This window comes from Paenibacillus phoenicis (assembly GCF_034718895.1).
Classification (GTDB): Bacteria; Bacillota; Bacilli; order Paenibacillales; family Paenibacillaceae; genus Fontibacillus; species Fontibacillus phoenicis.
The window spans coordinates 70,774-88,255 of the sequence record NZ_JAYERP010000002.1; the positions used below are offsets into that span (position 1 = coordinate 70,774).

Genomic DNA, 17,482 nt, shown 5'->3' on the forward strand with positions numbered 1-17,482 from the left:
TACAGGATTTCACATTTGTCAACGCAGTGTTAAAACTTTCAGTTGATTTTCAGTTTGCGTTAAGTGGACAATCAGGGAGCCTTGATAGGATAAATGACATCACACATAAGGTTCCCGAGAAAAGAGGTGCAACTTGAACTTGAACCAGAAACTGAAGTATCGCCACGAGCTGAAATTTATGATCAACCGCCACCAGTATTATATCCTTCGGCAACGGTTACGGGGATTAGCCCGCCATGACGAACATGCGGGACAGGACGGTGAATACCATATTCGCAGCCTGTATTTCGACGACATCGACAACTCCGCCTTGCACGACAAATTGGGGGGCATCCGTGACCGCCGTAAATACCGGATTCGCATTTATAACGGGCGGGACGACCTGATTCAGTTTGAGAAAAAAATCAAAAAAGGCGACTATATCGCCAAGCTCAAAGAACGGTTGACCCGGGAGACGGTGGATGCCATCCTGGCCGGAAATATTGAAGTGCTGAACGTGCCGGAAAAGCCGCTGTTGTATGAGCTTTACCTTGAGATGAAGCAGCGACTCTTGGCGCCGCAGGTGATCGTCGATTATGTCCGCGAACCGTTTGTTTGCCCGAACGGCAATGTGCGGATCACGTTTGATAAGGAGCTGCGGACCGGACTCCATGCCGTCAATTTGTTTGACCCGGATTTACGGCCCGTTTCGGCCAACGATGACAAGCTCATCATTCTCGAGGTCAAATACGACGAGTACATTCCGGAATATCTGCGGGCCGCTCTGCAGTTAGAGGGGCTGAGACAGCAATCGGCATCCAAATACGTCATTTGCCGCAAATATTTGAAGACCAACGCATGGGAGGATTATTGATTGATGAATGCAACAAATACTGCAACGACAACAACGAATTTTAGCGATATCGTGAAAAATTCCATTCTCGACAATTTCACTTCAGACATCAGCATCAGCAAAATCATCATTACGTTAGGCGTTTCGTTCCTGATCGGACTGTTCATTTACATTTTGTACAAACGGGTATTCAGCGGGGTGCTGTACTCGAAGAGCTTTAACGTCTCGCTCATCGGCATGACAATGGTCACTGCGATGGTGATTATCGCCGTCAACTCCAACCTGGTGCTGTCCCTCGGTATGGTTGGTGCCCTGTCGATCGTCCGCTTCCGTACGCCGATCAAGGATCCAACCGATCTGATCTTCCTGTTCTGGGCAGCCGCAGCCGGGATCGTCGCGGGCGCCGGGTTTTATGCGCTGGCCGCCATCGGTTCGGCGGTGATTGGCCTCATCCTGTTCCTGTTCATCAAGAGCAGTTCCTTGGAAACCCCTTATCTGCTGGTTGTGAACTGTGAGAGCGATGAGAGCGAGAAGCTCGTTCATTCGCAAATCGGGCAGCTGGTCAAACGCTACAACGTGAAGCAAAAAACCGTAACCGCAGGCAACATTGAAATGACGCTAGAGGTTCGCTTGCGCGATCAGGAAGGCAATTTTGTGAACCAAATTACCGCGCTGGGCGGCGTCAAAAATGCCGTGTTGATCAGCTATAACGGCGACTACGTGTCTTAACGGAACCCGGAGGTGGAAGAGAATGATGCGCAAAGGGACCCGGCTTTTGCTGTGGACGTGCGTCGGGCTGCTGTTGGTTGGCCTGATTGCTTGCGAGGCCACCATGAATTCCGGGGGATCCTCCGTGACGAACAGTCAGACGGGGGCTGCCGGGGAGCGAACGGTCTCTGCGGAGGAGAAAAAGCTGGATGAAGAGGTGTTCCCCAAGGACCGGGTGGTTGACGTGAAAATCACCATCGACGAGGCGGATTTCCAAGACATGCTGGACAATGCCAGCGCCGAGGAATTCAAAACCGCGTCGGTGGATTACAACGGTCACCATTTTGACAATGTCGGCATCCGTACCAAAGGCAATTTGAGCTTGCGCAGCGTGGTGCAAATGAGCGATTCCGATCGGTACAGCTTTAAGTTGTCTTTTGACGAATATGTGAATCAAACCTTGGAAGGTATTCAAAAAATCAACCTGAACAACAACTACAGTGACGCTACGTACATGCGGGAGTTTCTGACCTATGAGCTATCCGAGCAGATGGGCTTGCCAACGCCAAAGCACTCTTACGTGAACGTCTATATTAACGGCGAGCTCTGGGGGTTCTACCTGGCGGTGGAGCAAATCGGCGACGCCTATCTGGAGCGTAACTTTGGCAATGCCTACGGGGCGTTGTACAAAGGGGAAATGACCGGCAGCGGCAGCGATTTGACTTGGCTGGGCGATGATCTGTCGGCGTATACCGGATTGGTGCTTAAGTCGAAGTCGTCGAACGGCGATATCCTGATCAAGATGCTGGATGAACTGAATAACGGCAGCAACTATGAAAAATACATCAATGTGCCGGACGCGCTGGGCTACATTGCGCTAAACACGCTCACAAACAATATGGACAGCTACATCGGCGCCAATAAGCAGAACTATTATTTGTACGAGGACGACGGCGTCTTCTCCATCCTGCCTTGGGATTACAACATGGCCTTTGGCGGTATGGGCCGGGGCGGCGGCGGATTCGGCCGCGGCGCGAACGGCGGCGCTGGCGGCGGAGCGGATGGCGCTGGCGGTGCAGCCGGTGCGACCGGGGCGGCCGGTGGCGGTGCGCAAGACGGTGCAACCGGTGGCGGTGACGCTGGTGCTGCCCGCGGGCAGCCGCAAGCTGGCGCTGGCGCGGACGCTCAAGGCGGTGCGGCGGCTCCAGGTGGAGCGGCTCCAGGCGGCGGTGGTTCGGGTCGGAGCAATCTGCTGATCGACGAACCAACGCAAGGCGCCGTAGCAGATCGGCCGCTGGTGGCCAAGCTGCTGGCAGTAGATGAATACAAGGTCCAGTACCATGATATCCTTCAGTCAGCGATCGACAACTTCCTGGAGAATGACAAATTCTCCGCCCGCGTCACGGAGTTGTCGGAAATGATCTCGTCTTATGTAAAAGCCGATCCAACGGCCTTTTACACCTATGAAGAATACGAGCAAGCTGTGCCCCAACTGATCAGTACCAATGCTAGTCAGATCGAGAATATCCAGCAGCAGCTCGACGGTACCATCGCCTCGTCCGGCGATGGATCGGGCAGCGGCGGCGGCTTTGGCGGCATGGGCGGCGGCTTCGGCGGCGGGCGTACGGGCCGCACTGCAGCGCAAGGCCAGAGCGAGACCCAAGCCGGCGCAGTCGCGGAGCCAAGCACGCCGACCAACGGCGCAGCGGGCAGCGCGCAGGGCGGCGATGGCGCTCCCGCCGGCCAAGGCGGGCAACCGCCGCAAGCCGGCGGTAACGGCGCCATGGGCGACCCGGCGCAAGCGACGCAAGCGGGCGCGCCAGCCGCCGCGGCGGACGGCGCCGCCAGCGGCGACGCCCAGGCGCAGCTGCCGCAGGGCGCACCGGGTGCGCCTGGCGCCGAAGGCGAGGCCGGCAGCCCGCCGGCCCTTCCGGATGGCATGCAGCCTCCGGAAGGGTTCCCGGGCGACGCCGGTGAGCTTGGCGATGCCGCCGGCGGCGCGGGCGAAGCTCGCCCTGCGGGCGGCTTCCGCGGCGGCGATTTCCCGGGCGGCGGCCGCGGCTTCGGGCCAAACGGCCAACAAGCTAGCAGCAGCGAAGCGCTGATCACCGGCATCTCCTTGCTGGTGCTCCTAGCCGCTGCAGGCTTCGTCGCTTTCTTCCGCCGGAAACGGCTATAGAAAACTGCAAAAGTACATCTTTTTTCGAGCCAAATGGCTATTTTGAGCAAATGCCTGCAAAAGTGCAGTTATTTTTCTCGAAAATCCGCAATTTCGCTTTAAACGAACAAAAAGCCTGCACTTTTGCAGGTTTTTTGCTATTTTACGATAAAAGTTACTCAAAAACTGTATTTTTGCAGGAATCGGGACAACCGAGCAAGGCAGGACATCATGCTACTGCCCCCCCCATACAACCTACACCCCTGCCTCCCTATACTCCGTTGGCGTCATGCCGGTTACTTTTTTAAAGACCTGGGTGAAGTAACGCGGGTCTTGATAACCTACCATCGGGGCGACTTGGTACACTTTGACTTGGCTGTTCTTCAGAATATACTTGGCCTTTTCGATACGGCATTCCGTCAAATACTCGAGGAACGTGTAGCCGGTCACCTGCTTAAACAGCAAGCAAAAATGGCTGATGCTCAAATCGGCGCGCTCTGCGACTTCCTCCATGCTGAGGTCCTTATGATAGTTGCTTAAAATGTACTCCTGCGTCTTGGCGATCACATTCTGCACGTTGTCCTTGATCTGGCTCTCGCGGCTTTCGCTGATCCACCGGCCAAAGTTCGCTTTCAGCAGCCCGATCATTTCACTCAATGTTCCGAGGGACTGCAGCTCCTGCAGCAAGCCTTCCAGCGACCACTCTGACAGCAGGTGCATCTGCTCGTATTGCCGGAACATGACCACTGTCAGTTCCACGATCATCCGCTCGGCGGCTTCCTTCGAGAAGGCCTGCTCTTCGAGATATTGCTTCGTTTCATCCAATGCGGACAATAGCCGCTCCCGGTTCAGCGTCCGAATGCTGTCCAGGAGCACCGCTTCCAGGTGCTTCGGATATTTGGCCTCCCGATCGGCCCCGGGCTCCCGGCTCGGTTGATCGATGAACACGCCCGCCCGGTCGCTGTAAAACCGCTGATACAACGCCCTTGTGGCGCTTTGGTACGCCTCGCTCAACCGCTCCAGCCCCGCCGCCGTTTGGCTGAACCCGATGGAGCAGGACAGCTTGGTATAGAGCTGAATCTGGCGGATGGCATCGCTGCCCAGCTCCTCCTTCTGGCTGGAGAGCGTACTCGGGAACAGCAACACCCATTCCCCGGCGTGAAAAGGGAACATCGTCAGCGCCCCATGCGCCACCGACCATTCCCCCAAAATGTTGCGCACCGCAAATAACCACAGCCGCCGCTCCTCCGGCGACCACTGCTCGTTCAGCTTGACGAAATGATCCAGTTGGATCACCGCCATAAAATAGTCCTGCATCAGCTCGCTGTTCTCCAGCCAGCGCATATGCTGCAGATGACTTTGGCTCTGGTTGCCTTCGATAAATTCGGCAAACATCCGCTCCCTCGCCAGCATCGACAACACCTGCACCGAGTGCAGCAGCTTATCGTTCTCCGCCCGCTTCTCCAACGTTCTCTTCGCCCGCCGGATCATCTCGATCAGCTCGTCATGGTCGATCGGTTTCAGCAGATAATCAAACGCTCCTTCCCGCAACGCCTCGCGGGCATATTCAAACTCCCCGTAGCCGCTGACGAAAATAAACAGCCGATTGGCATTCTCCGCCAACACTTCCTTCATCAACGTGATTCCGTCCATCCCCGGCATGCGAATGTCGCTGATGACCATATGCGGGGACAGCTCGCGGATGAGCTCCAGCGCTGCTTCGCCTCCCCGCGCTTCTCCGACGATTTCCAGGCCCAGTTCCTCCCAGGGCACGGCGACTCGCAAACTTCGCAAAATCACCGGTTCATCGTCCACCAAAATGACCCGATATTTCTCACCTTGTGCTACCATCCTGCACCTCCAGCCGTCTCCGCCGGCAACGAGCTTCTGCGAAGCTGCCAATATTGCGCCGACGTTTGTTGAATCTGTTCCAACGCCTCCTCGGGCTTCGTCCGCTTGCTGATCATTTCCTCCAGTACCTTGAGGAACGTTTTATTTACCTCGGGAGGAAGCACGTTATCGTAAGGGACAAAGCTTTGGCTGCTTTGTTCCATCATTTCAACTACTTGAGCAAACACCGGTCCCGTTTTTTCTGAGTCATACGTAATCTTCATCGAAGGAATACGCAAAGCCTCATAAACGATACGCCGTTGCACCTCTTCGGAATAAAGAGCCTTCAGCAGCTCCTGCGCCGCTTCCCACTTGGCCTCCTCCAGATTGGAGGATAATCCGATTCCGATGGTATACCCTCCGGCGATCGAGCGGCTGCCCCCCTCCGTCAGCGACGGGAACGGGATCACGCCGACCTGATTCTGAAAGCCTGCCGGCGCCTTCTCGTTGTGGAACAGGTTGATGTCCCAGCTCCCGTTCAGGTACATCGCCGCCTCACCGCTGGTGAACCGTTCGATGGCTTCCTCCGTTGACAGGTCGTTGGCCGGCTCGTAGAAGGCGTTCTCATCGATCCAACTTTTCAATTGCTTAAAAGCTTTCCAGTAATAGGGGTTCTGAAAGCTTAACGACTCGTCGCCTTGCACCAGCTCATTGATCAGCCCCGGCCCGGCATACCGGTCCATCAAATAATGGGCGAAGATAGCCGCCGGCCAGCGTTCCTCGTTACCCAGCGCAAACGGCGTGATCCCGTGAACGGTCAACACGTCTATAACCTTGTTCAAATCCTCCAGCGTCTCCGGAGGCTCCAAGCCCAAGTCATTAAAGATTTCCTTATTATAAAACAGCGGCTCCGCATTCCCTTCAATCGGCAACCCGTAAATATGATTGTCGAAGGTCCATAAATGCAAATCCTGAAACTGTTGCTTAAGCCCATTTTCCTCTACGAAATCCGTTAAGTCCATCAGCCGGTTGGAGCGGACGTAAGGCTCGATTTCAGCTCCCCCAAACAACACAAACATGTCGGGCGGCGTCCCGGTAACCATTTCGCTCTTCAGCTTCTGCTCGCGGTGGACGGTCTGGTCCATTCCCTCGAAGTTCACCTTGACGTTGGGATGCGTCTCTTGGAACTTGGCCACAACGTCCTCGACGATGTTCAGCATCTGCCGGTCATGCTCCTTAATCCAAAAGTGGCGGAAGGTTAAAGTGACCTTCTCGGTCTGCTTCTCCTCGATTGGCTCGTGACCGGCGCCCGCGATGATCAACACGGAGATTGCCAGCACTACGGCGTAGACGGCGATCCAGCCCCAGTTCAAAAACCATTTTTTCATGTCAACCGCCTCCTTCCTCCGTCGTTATCGTTTCGCCGCTGCCGAATCGTGGAGAAGCTTCGGAATGCGGATGCGGATGGTCGAGCCATGTCCGGGAGATGAACAGATCAGGATGCCGTAGCGGCTGCCAAACCGGATGCGCAACCGCTCATGCACATTTCGAAGTCCAACCCCGGTTCCCCGGTAGTTTTTATTGCCTTCGTCCTTGCTCCACAAATTCATCAGCCGATCCAAGCTGAAGCCCGGCCCATTATCCGTCACATACATCATAATATCCCGGTCATCTTCCTTCGCTGTAATCGAGATCAGCCCTTTTTCCTTCATCGGCTCGATCGCATGGTACAGCGCGTTTTCCACGATTGGCTGGACGATCAGCTTCTGGGTCAAATAGTGTTTCAGCGACTCGGGGATTTCGATCTGATAGTCGAACTGCTCCTCAAAGCGGAACTTCTGAATATCCAGATAATGCCGCACATGCTCCATTTCCATGGCCAGCGTAATAAGTTGTTGGTTTTCGCTAATGCTGATGCGCAGCAGCTTGCCGAGCGAGACCACCATTTTGCTGATCTCCTTGTTCCCCTGCAAAACCGCCAGCGAATTGATCGATTCCAGCGAGTTATAAATAAAATGAGGATTGATCTGAGCAACCAGCGCCTGAAGCTCGAACTCCTTCTTCCTTGCCTGCTCGGTCTCTACCTGTTCAATCAGCTCAGAGATTTGCGTGCTCATCCGATTAAAGCCATCGACGAGCAAATCCGTTTCGTCTTCGCTGCGCACGGAAGAGGTAATCGGCACAAATATCCCCTGCTGCACCCGCTTCATCCCGTTAACCGCACCGATGATGCTGCGCACCAATCGACGGACGAAAAACCGGTCGAACAGAAAGGCCGAAATCAGCGACACCAGCACCAACACAATCGCGATGTTGCGGATCGAGTTCGATTCCGAAGCGATCAGCTTACTGGGCGTAATGGCCACAAGATACCAATCCTTGTTATGTGAAGGCAAGTAGGTGATCAGCGAGGGTTCGCCTTGATATTTGGTGGTATAATACCCTTTCCCTTCCGGCTCCTCCTGGGTCAGGAAAGGAAATTCCGTGCGCTCTCCGATATACGAGCCGGACTTGTCGAACACGATATTCCCCTGCTTGTTCACGAGCAAGATATCGCCCTGCTTTAACGTCACAGCATCCCAAAACACTTGATCCAAAATATCTGGCTTCACGTAAATCACTAACGCGCCGATATCCTCCAGAGAGTAGTAATCCTTAATTAATCGGGCTTGAATCAGCACCGGCTTCCCGGAGGCGGCCGAACCGTTCTCCCCCGGCCCTACCCAAACCGGGCGGCCTTCGGCGGTTTCCATCGCCCCATACCAGCTTTGCTGCTTCAATTCCTGAAGGGACATCGCCTCATTAAACTGGTACTGCAGTTTGTCCTTGGAATACAGGCCAAACGATGTAATCATCGGGTGGTTGATCAGGTTGTTGATGTCCTGCTTTTGCTCATAGGTCACCGCAAAGTTCGGCTGCTTCACCAACTGCTGGATTAATGGCTGCGCGATCGCCGAGTTCGAGACGGTCGTCACCTCGTTTAACGCAAACTTCAGCTTGCGGTCGGTTTCAAGCAAGGAGACCCAATAGAAGGTATTCGATTTATTCTCCATGGCCCGCGAGAAGCTGTAATACGAGATGGAGCCCATCAGAATGACGGGAATAAAGACGAGAAGAATAATAGCCAGCAAGATTTTTCGACGAAGCTTCATTTCGTTCCTCCTATGTTTCTCCTACTCTATTATTCTTCATACCCCAGCAGAACACCTTTCGACAAAGCGAAATTCGCAAGAGGGCAAGCCCCTTGCGAATCTGTTTTAACGTATCCTTTCATGACCTATGTTCAACCATCGTTTCTAGCAGCTGCGATGGCTTTCTCCCATTCCTTTTGCGGATTCGCTTTGTTCTCAAGCACGTTCTGGAGCGCATTCTTGAGCTTCAAATCAACTTGCTCAAACCGCGGACCACGGTAGAACGGTTTGACGCGTTGCGCCGATCGGGCGTAAGCCTCCGAGATCACCTGTCCTCCAAAAAACTCATCTTCTTCGGCCAGGAAAGCCGGCTCGTTATAGACAGACGGAATTGATGGCATCTGCCCGTTGGCTTGAAACGACTTCAACTGTTGCTCCTTGTTGGTTAACCAGGTAATAAACTCGTAAGCTTCCTTCGGATGCTTCCCTTCCATCGGCAACGTCAGGAACGAGCCTCCCCAGCTGCCGGAGCCTTCAGGAATTTGCGCAATCCGCCACTTGCCGGCTGTCGCCTTGGCGCTGCGGATCTTGTCCTCCATCCAGGTTGGGCCGAGAATGACGCCTGCATTCCCCTCGCGAATCGCTTGTTCCCATTCGGGAGAACCAAGTGCCCAGCTGCCAATCCATCCTTCTTGAATGCCTGTTACCGTAAAATCGTACGCCTTCTTCACCTGCGGATTCGTGTCCGCGATATAGGAGCCGTCAACCTTATTAAAGTAAATCACGTCCGTCGATTGGTCGCGCAGGCCGTTATACACTAATTCTGCCGAATCGGCAAACGGGATTCCGGTTTCCTTCGTAAACTGCTTTGCCACCGCGGCAAATTTATCCCATTTGTTGATCGCGGCGCTAAATTCCTCGGGATCGGTTGGAAGTCCGGCTTGTTCCATTAAATCCGCGCGATAGTAAACCACCGTCGGACGGACCTCGGCCGGCAAGCCCATTTGAAAGGAACCGTCAGCCGTAGTCGCTTGCTTCCACGCCCAATAGAGGTAGTTCTGTTCGATGCTCTTCGCGCCAAAATCATATAGGTTATAAAACCGATCTGGTTGATCCATCAACCGCTGCATGGACTCCTGATTTAACATCAAAATATCCGGGGTTTCTGTCCCAGCGGACAAGGCTGCCTCTAAGCGGTCATCTTGTTCGATTGAATCTGTTGCCTTGCTGAATCGGATGTGAATATTAGAATGCTCCGCCATATATTCCTGGGCCAGCGCTTCGTAATGGGCATCTTCCAGCGCCCAGAACGTCAGCTCAATCGGGGAACCTAGACTGCCATTGGTCAGGCCCGAAGCGATGCTCTCCTCATCATTCGCCGCATTGATCACGCTGTATGCGCCTAGCAAAGAAATCATCATGGCGGCAACCGGCAGAACAGCCAACCATTTTCCTCTCTTCATTGCGGTTGATTCCTTTCCTGCATCCGAATTTATACCTTTAGTCTAGCGAAATCAACGCGGATTTTTGAGGAGGCAATTTTGCGATTTCAGGTTGGAATTTTTCCGATCCCAGGCAACAAAAAGCCGATTCTCCACTTCAATCCGTGAAGAATCGGACGCTCTTTTCCATATTTATAGTAAACCTGCAACTTGCCCGCGTTCGCCAAGATGAATCCGCTCCGCAGCCGGATGCTTTGGCAGCCCGGGCATGGTGACGATTTTACCGGTATGAACGACAACAAAGCCGGCACCTGCGGATAAGGTAACGTCCTTGACTTGTACGGTAAATCCTTCAGGGGCGCCTAACAGATTCGCCTGATCGGAGAACGAATACGGCGTCTTCGCCATGCAGACCGGCAGCCGGCCGAAGCCCTGCCGCTCCAGCTCCTCGATTTGGGCGGCCGCTTTGGCGCTTAGCTTGATGCCCTCGCCGCGGTAAATTTCCCTAACCACCGTCTCGATTTTGGCCTTGAGGTCCAGATCATCGGGATAAAGCGGAGTATATTGCGCGGTCTCCTGCTCCAACATGCCCAGCAGAGCCAACGCCATCTCCCTGCCGCCTTCACTGCCTTTCGCCCAAACGTCCGACAGCTCTGCCTTAACGCCCAACCGGGCGCATTCCTCTTTCACAAGCGCAATCTCATCTTCCGTATCACTGGTAAAATGATTAATCGCGACCATCACCGGCACCCCAAATTTGCGAAGGTTCTCCAGATGCCGCTTCATGTTGGGCAATCCGGCTCGCAGCGCTTCCATATTGGGCTGGTCCAGCTCGGTCTTAGACGCTCCGCCGTTGTATTTCAACGCCTTCACCGTGACGACCAATACAGCTGCATCCGGCTTCAAACCTGCCTGCCGGCATTTGATGTCGAAGAACTTCTCCGCGCCCAAGTCAGCTCCAAAGCCCGCTTCTGTCACAACGATATCCGCCAGCTTCAAAGCGGTCTTCGTACCGATTACGCTGCTGCAACCGTGGGCGATATTGGCAAACGGTCCGCCGTGCACGATTGCCGGCGTTCCCTCCGCCGTCTGCACCAGATTGGGCTTGATCGCATCCTTCAGCAGGACGGTCATCGCATCCACGGCGCCAATCTGCGCTGCGGTGATCGGCTCGCCTGCCATGTTCCGGGCCACGACCATCCGGCTCAAGCGGTCCTTGAGATCCTGCGCATCCTCACTGAGGCATAACACCGCCATGACCTCGGAGGCCGTTGTGATCATAAATCCGGATTCGTGCACGCTCCCGTTTCCTTCGCCTAGTCCTACGACGATTTGCCGCAGGCTGCGGTCATTCATGTCCATGGCCCGTTTCCACAAGATCCGGTCCGTGTCGATCTGCAGGGCATTCCCTTGAAAAATATGATTATCCAACATCGCCGCCAGCAAATTATGCGCGGATGTAATGGCATGCAGGTCTCCGGTAAAATGCAGGTTGATATCCTCTGAAGGGAGCAGCTGCGCTTTATTGCTGCCGGTTGCACCGCCTTTCATGCCAAAGCAAGGTCCAAGCGACGGCTCCCGCAGCGCCGCAATGGTTGTCCGCCCGATGGCATTCAGCGATTGGGCTAGTCCAATCGTCGTTAACGTTTTTCCTTCTCCAGCCGGCGTCGGATTCATCGCGGTCACCAGCACTAATTTTCCATCCGGCCGGTTGCGAAACTCTTCTCGGATGCTAGCATCTATTTTCCCCTTATACCGTCCATACAATTCGATATGTTGTTCGGCAATTCCACACGATGCGGCTACTTCCAATATCGGCTTCATTCCACTCCGCTACCTCCATCTATCTCGTTCTTTTTTTATCCCGAAAATCTTATAGAAAGAATTCATCCTTATTGTACATGAAATAGATGGAAATATGCGTGATGGATTTCGTCCTGAATCCCGATTGCAGCACTACTTCGGAAAAACATCAAGGGCCTTCGGCGTAAGCTGCAGGCCCCTGTTCGATTTATAAGATCCATTGTACCCACAAAGGCAAGAGGACCAGTGTTAAGATCAGCGTAGGCGGGATGACGATCATCGTCACTTTCAAGTAATCATCCCATGTAATTTTGACGTGATGTTTTCTAAGAAGATGGAACCAGATCAACGAAGCTAACGTCCCGATCGGCAATAACAATGCACCGATATCACTGCCAATGACACTAGCCAGATAAGAGATCTTTAGCGTCAGAGGGTCCAGCTGCATTTCGGTGAGCGTCATCGTTCCGATCATTAAAGCAGGGTGATTATTGAAAAATATGGAGAGTAACGTCATAACTCCTCCCATGAGCAAGCTGGCGTTCAGCATGCCGTCGTGGATCAGAGGATTTACAAGCGAAATGAGAAAATTCGTTAATCCGATGTTGTGTAACCCAAAAATGATAACATACATGCTGAAAGCGAAAACCAAAATATGCCACGGAACCTTGCGAAGCATATCTGATGGCGGAATCTTCAAACGGTACCATCTCCACCCTAGCAATACACAAGAGGCAAGTACAGCAGCCAGCTCTACGGGAATCCCGTAGTAAGAGGCAACAAATAAACTGATGCGTACGATGAGCACGAATAGCAATATTTTTTGCATAAATTTCGTATCTTGTTTCAAGGGCTCGCGATACGGCGCAGCCTGCTCCAACCCATCATCGGATTCAAGGCTTAATCGCGGTGCTTTTAACGGATGTGCCCTCAATCTGGGCGGCAGCTCTTTCGGCAATTGACGATAGAATACGAGAAATAGTAAACCTACCAGCACAATCAACCCTAAAATTGCAGGGACAAACATCATCATCGTGTGCGTATATAAGTTCATCCCAACCATATTAAGTGCAATCAAGTTCACGATGTTGCTGACTCCGATCGGGGCGCTGGAGGCTGTTGCCACTAAAGCTCCGGATAAGAGATAAGGGATCTTCTGATGGTTTTTCAACTTAAATTCTCTTAGCAATAGCAGTAATATCGGTGTCGTAATGAGAATGCTGCCATCATTATTAAAGAACAGCGTCATTAAAAAACACATCAGGTTCACGTACCAAAACAAGCGGATCCCGGAGCCCCTGGATCGGTAAGCAAGTCCCTCGGCTGCCCAATGAAAAAAACCGAAGCTTTCCAAGACAAGCGCCATAATAATCGTCGCCATAATCGTGATCGCCGCTCCGCTCACGGTCTCTCCGATATGAAGCAGATCGGAAAAGTTCACTGTCCCGCTGAGTAAGACGATGACAGCCCCGATCGTGGAGGGGAAAGCTTCATTGAGTCCCCTTGGGCGCCACAAGATTAGGATGGTGGTTAGAACAAATGCGAGAATCGTTAAGCTTGCAGCTGTAAGCTCTATCAAGTGACCACCTCCATTCTCCAATTGTTTCTGCTCTAGCCGGCCGATTATTTACCGCTGACACGACCAAGGTATTCGTACTCAGCCTGCTGAACTTCAACAACAGGAGCATGGGCAATCGTTTCTTCCTTGACCGAAGGTTTTAACAACGTATAGAGTCCCAACCCCGAAAGTACAATCAATACAAGGACAACCATTTTCTACTCCCCCCTTAAGGCAAATGGACAGACTTAATATGCTGAATATTCCATATCACCGATTCCCCGTCAGCTAAAACAAGGTAAAGCAAACCTCGATCAACGGATTGAACGATCCCGAATTTATCCGGCGCTTCCCCATGATCGAGAACCGCCAAACTCCCTTCCATCTTTTTAAGTTGCTGCTCAAACGTTCGGGCCAATGTCAGACCGGTGGGCTTGACGCCCAGTCTTTCATTTTCTAAAGAAAAGGGAGGTTTGTTGGCCGGATAAGGCATAATTAACTTCACGTGGTCCAATGGGACATACACGGTATGAAAAACCGTAGAATAGAATACAAGGTAATCGTTCATGACGCTGGTCAGATAACCGCTAAGCGTATGAACGCCCGTCATATAAACTTCCATAAAGACGCCTCGGGCGTTAAACAACGTTTTCCGGAAGGAAATCGACTCTCCCGCTGCCCATTCCAGCGGGTTCTCATACAAGGTTCCCTCATGTTCTTTCTCAGGAAATGGAATAACCCGGAAGTGATGAATGTGCTTCGTTGGAATGTAGTAATAGCGCTCCTGTCTGAAGATGACGACAATATCATCCCCTGCATCAACTAAGAACCCTGTGTCTAATTGGGGTCTGCCGCTAATGGTGAGTTCGATATGTTGTCCGATATAAGAAGTTAGCATAGGCATCGTATACCTCCTTTATCATGAGCATCGTTGGTGAGGGTGATAGGAAAGACATTTGTCGGCTCGGCTTAACTAGGATAAATAGCGGGTATTTTCCCTAAATCTTAAAGAGGGCGGCGCCCCAGGCACCGCCTCAACGACTGCAGGCTTTCGTTCCATTCTTAAAGAAAGGGATCCCATTTTTTCTTAGAGGATACCTTGGAGGATCCTCCTTGCCGTTTTTTGCTCGACTTTTTCACATTGCTGCTCGTCTTTCTGGTCCCCCACCGGTAGCCGCCAGTAGCTCCACCCATACGTCCCCAAGTGGATGAGCCGCCAGTTCTACCGCGGGTTCTGCCGCCAGTAGCTGCTCCACCCGTTCTACCTTGCGTGCGGGTTCTGCCACCGGTTGCAGAATCTCCTCCTCTGCCATGCGTATGGTTTCCACCATGAGAATGGTCTCCATGTGTGTGGTTTCCGCCATGATTATGGTCTCCATGCGTGTGATCTCTGCCTTGGGTGCGGTCTCTTCCCTGGGTTCTTCCCTGGGTGCGGTTTCTGCCGCCCGTCCCCGCACCGCCGGTTCTGCCGCGACCTCCACCGCCACTTGTTCTGCCGCCTGTAGCTCCAGAGACGGTGGCGCTTTTACTGCCTGAGGTTTTACCGTCGGTTCTGCCGCTTGTTCTGCCGCCGGTTCTCCCTCCCGTTCTGTTGTTGTTGGATCTGCCATTGTTGTTTCGGTTATTTCCGTTTCTATTGTTGTTATTATTGTTGCTGCTGGAGCGGCTGCGCACGGTCACACTTTTGATATGATAGCTTTGAATCTGCACGAGTTCATTATTGACAATGAGAGTCAAACTATCGTTGCCATAATCCGAGATGATCCCTTCGATCTTCTCAGGGCCTCCGCGGTTAATTTGCACTTTTTGGTGTTTCAGGGCACGAAGAACGCCATCGAAATTGTACGAACGAATAATGGATTGGCCTGTTCTCCCCATCGTTCCTTTGGTTTTCCCTTTTGTGCCCAAGTTTTGACTAAAGCTCTTCACATGAGCGTTTTTGATATAGACAGTGCCGTCTTTGGCCAGAATGACAAGGTAATCCGATCCGTAACCTACCAAAGTTCCTTCAACCGAATCCGGGCCACCCCGATTGATTCGGACGGTGCTCCCTTGTAAATTGCTATAGCCGTTTCCTGTTTGACTGAAGGCCATAACCCATTTCCCCTTCCATAAATTGCTTAACATTCACAAACCGTATAACGAATTTGCTCGAGAGGGATTCTTACACTCTCCTCATTCACTTCCATCACAACTTCATCGGCAGTTATACGGGTAAGCAACCCTTTCTCGACTTGCGGCCCGCCAAAATCTAGCAGGATCTGATGGTCCAGGAGGCTTGAGAGAAGTTCATTAAATCGAGGGGCCATGATCACTTCAACCTCTTGGCTGTAGTTCGTCGGCACTCTCTTCCATCTCGTTTCGGACAAGCTGTCAATAAAAGCCGAACGGTAGTAGAGTACGCGACGATCCTTCGTTTGTACGGCCACATAATCATTCTGGATGCTTACTAATCTGCCGATTATGAAACCCGGTTGACCACGATTTATACAAACTTCCTTACCTATGAGATGCATTAATTGACTCAGCGATTGGTAGCAGGCCACGTTCCTCCCCTCCTTTCATTTGCCCCCTAGCGGGAATTGTAGTACATCATATGTCGATAACTAACCTTTGTCCTAGTCTGATATCTATCATCTATAAGTTTCCACTTCTGTAACTAAAGTAGAATTGCCTACAAGAATCAAAGAATTAACATCCTTGTTGCCATAGGTAAAAGCGGACCATCCGACAACCGCCTGCATATTCTGGATATTAAAGTGAAATGCGGCAGGCTTCCGCAAGAAAGGTGATCAGGTTGAGGTTCCCCGTTCGTTCGCTTCAAATCGGCCGGTCAGACCAAGCAAAGCTAGAAAAAAGCGTATGGGATGACCAATACGCCAACGCTTTACTCATGACGGATAACATCAAAGAAAACGTCAAAATCCGTTACCGGGGCGGACACACCCGTTATTACGACAAAAAATCATACGAACTTCGCATAGGTCACAGGAGCATCCATTACAACGTGGAGTGGGATGATCCTACCATGATGAGAAACGCGCTATCTTTTTGGTTTTTTGAAAAAATTGGAGTTCCGAGTCCAAGAACGAGACATGTTTACCTTGTTGTAAATGGAGTGAATCAGGGGCTGTATCTTGAGATTGAAGGGGTAGATCGGTCGTTTTTTACCAAAAGGAAAGTGAAAACGAGTTCGTTGTTATATGCCATCAATAACAATGCCAACTTTCGTCTGATTGGGGAGGGGGGAAAACGCAAGCGCAACCTTGCTTCCGGCTACGAGCTGGTGATTGGCACCTCTCAGGAGATGGCACGAATCTCGCGGTTTGTGGAACGGCTCAATACGCTCAAGGGGAAACGCCTTCTGGCCTATTTGAAGAAGCATTTAGATGTTCCGGAGTATTTACGTTGGTTAGGCGGGGCGGTGTGCACCGGGAACTTTGACGGCTTTACTCAAAACTATGCGATCTTCCGCAAAAAGGGCAGCTTGAAATATCAAATGAGCCCTTGGGATTACGAGGGAACCTGGGGGAGAAACAGTTACGGGAAGCTCAGCAACATCGACAACGTCCGGATCAAAGGGTATAACGGGCTGACCCAAAAGCTGCTCTCCTTCCCCTCAGTCCGGAGGCAGTATCGCAATACGCTGAAGGAGATTCTAGAGCGTCATTTTACGGTGAACCAGCTGGCTCCAACCATTAACTCACTTCACTCCTCGTTGATGCCAGCGCTTATGGCGGATTCCACGCGTAAATACTCCACCGATATCCTCCTGTCGGACCGTCAGGTCATTCTGGATTATATCGCGAAACGCCGTGAATATTTGCTCCGCGAGCTTGAGAAGTAGTGATGGGATGAGGTAGGTACGGTGGGTAGGCTGAGATGGCGCGCTTTTCGGTATTTGCACGCGTGCCCCTACACGCCGCTCTACGCGATTGCACGATTCCTGCAAAAATACAGTTATTTTGCGGGGGAGTGGCCGTTTTGCCTGGAATGCCTGCAAAAGTGCAGGCTTTTTGC

Annotated in this window: 14 protein-coding genes; 4 read left to right on the forward strand and 10 right to left on the reverse strand. The window is 52.3% G+C overall.

The features are described 5' to 3' along the window. Positions 1-139 precede the first annotated feature (139 nt). Genes U9M73_RS21785 through U9M73_RS21795 form a run of 3 tightly spaced genes read left to right on the forward strand, consistent with a single transcriptional unit; the run spans position 140 to position 3,719 of the window. Positions 140-853, forward strand: coding sequence for a polyphosphate polymerase domain-containing protein (locus U9M73_RS21785; protein WP_323079253.1), 714 nt, complete (start codon positions 140-142; stop codon positions 851-853). Positions 854-856: 3 nt separating this feature from the next. After that, complete coding sequence (locus U9M73_RS21790; RefSeq protein ID WP_028539949.1) at positions 857-1,561, forward strand: DUF4956 domain-containing protein; 705 nt, start codon at positions 857-859, stop codon at positions 1,559-1,561. Between the two features lie 22 nt (positions 1,562-1,583). Continuing rightward, on the forward strand, positions 1,584-3,719 hold the full coding sequence (locus U9M73_RS21795) for a CotH kinase family protein (RefSeq protein WP_407673990.1): 2,136 nt from the start codon (positions 1,584-1,586) through the stop codon (positions 3,717-3,719). Positions 3,720-3,953: 234 nt separating this feature from the next. Here the strand turns inward: U9M73_RS21795 and U9M73_RS21800 are convergent, their stop codons facing one another. From U9M73_RS21800 to U9M73_RS21845, 10 genes are all read right to left on the reverse strand, one after another. Further along, positions 3,954-5,549, reverse strand: a complete 1,596-nt coding sequence (locus tag U9M73_RS21800) for a response regulator (protein ID WP_323079254.1) — start codon at positions 5,547-5,549, stop codon at positions 3,954-3,956. Further along, the gene (locus U9M73_RS21805; RefSeq protein WP_323079255.1) at positions 5,543-6,916 is read right to left on the reverse strand and encodes an ABC transporter substrate-binding protein; all 1,374 of its coding nucleotides are present in this window, start codon (positions 6,914-6,916) and stop codon (positions 5,543-5,545) included. Before U9M73_RS21805 ends, U9M73_RS21800 begins: the two co-directional genes overlap by 7 nt. 24 nt (positions 6,917-6,940) lie before the next feature. Continuing rightward, positions 6,941-8,680: a cache domain-containing sensor histidine kinase gene (locus tag U9M73_RS21810; RefSeq protein WP_323079257.1), complete on the reverse strand. Its 1,740-nt coding sequence runs from the start codon at positions 8,678-8,680 to the stop codon at positions 6,941-6,943. A gap of 131 nt (positions 8,681-8,811) precedes the next feature. Beyond that, entirely contained in the window at positions 8,812-10,122 is a 1,311-nt protein-coding gene (locus tag U9M73_RS21815; protein WP_323079259.1) for an ABC transporter substrate-binding protein, read from the reverse strand. Positions 10,123-10,293: 171 nt separating this feature from the next. After that, complete coding sequence (locus U9M73_RS21820; RefSeq protein WP_323079260.1) at positions 10,294-11,925, reverse strand: formate--tetrahydrofolate ligase; 1,632 nt, start codon at positions 11,923-11,925, stop codon at positions 10,294-10,296. Between the two features lie 187 nt (positions 11,926-12,112). Further along, positions 12,113-13,483 carry an arsenic transporter gene (locus U9M73_RS21825; protein ID WP_323079261.1) on the reverse strand — a complete coding sequence of 457 codons (1,371 nt, stop codon included), beginning with the start codon at positions 13,481-13,483 and terminating at the stop codon, positions 12,113-12,115. A gap of 44 nt (positions 13,484-13,527) precedes the next feature. Next, positions 13,528-13,677 carry a hypothetical protein gene (locus tag U9M73_RS21830; protein ID WP_009227114.1) on the reverse strand — a complete coding sequence of 50 codons (150 nt, stop codon included), beginning with the start codon at positions 13,675-13,677 and terminating at the stop codon, positions 13,528-13,530. A 14-nt stretch (positions 13,678-13,691) separates the two neighbouring features. After that, positions 13,692-14,366, reverse strand: coding sequence for a DUF2642 domain-containing protein (locus tag U9M73_RS21835; protein ID WP_260070704.1), 675 nt, complete (start codon positions 14,364-14,366; stop codon positions 13,692-13,694). A 158-nt stretch (positions 14,367-14,524) separates the two neighbouring features. After that, positions 14,525-15,556 (reverse strand): hypothetical protein, encoded by a 1,032-nt coding sequence (locus U9M73_RS21840; protein WP_260072000.1) that lies wholly within the window; start codon positions 15,554-15,556, stop codon positions 14,525-14,527. Positions 15,557-15,582: 26 nt separating this feature from the next. After that, complete coding sequence (locus U9M73_RS21845) at positions 15,583-16,008, reverse strand: hypothetical protein (protein WP_323079264.1); 426 nt, start codon at positions 16,006-16,008, stop codon at positions 15,583-15,585. Positions 16,009-16,355: 347 nt separating this feature from the next. On the opposite strand from U9M73_RS21845, the gene U9M73_RS21850 reads away from it, so the two are divergent. Beyond that, on the forward strand, positions 16,356-17,309 hold the full coding sequence (locus U9M73_RS21850) for a CotH kinase family protein (protein WP_260072002.1): 954 nt from the start codon (positions 16,356-16,358) through the stop codon (positions 17,307-17,309). Positions 17,310-17,482 lie beyond the last annotated feature (173 nt).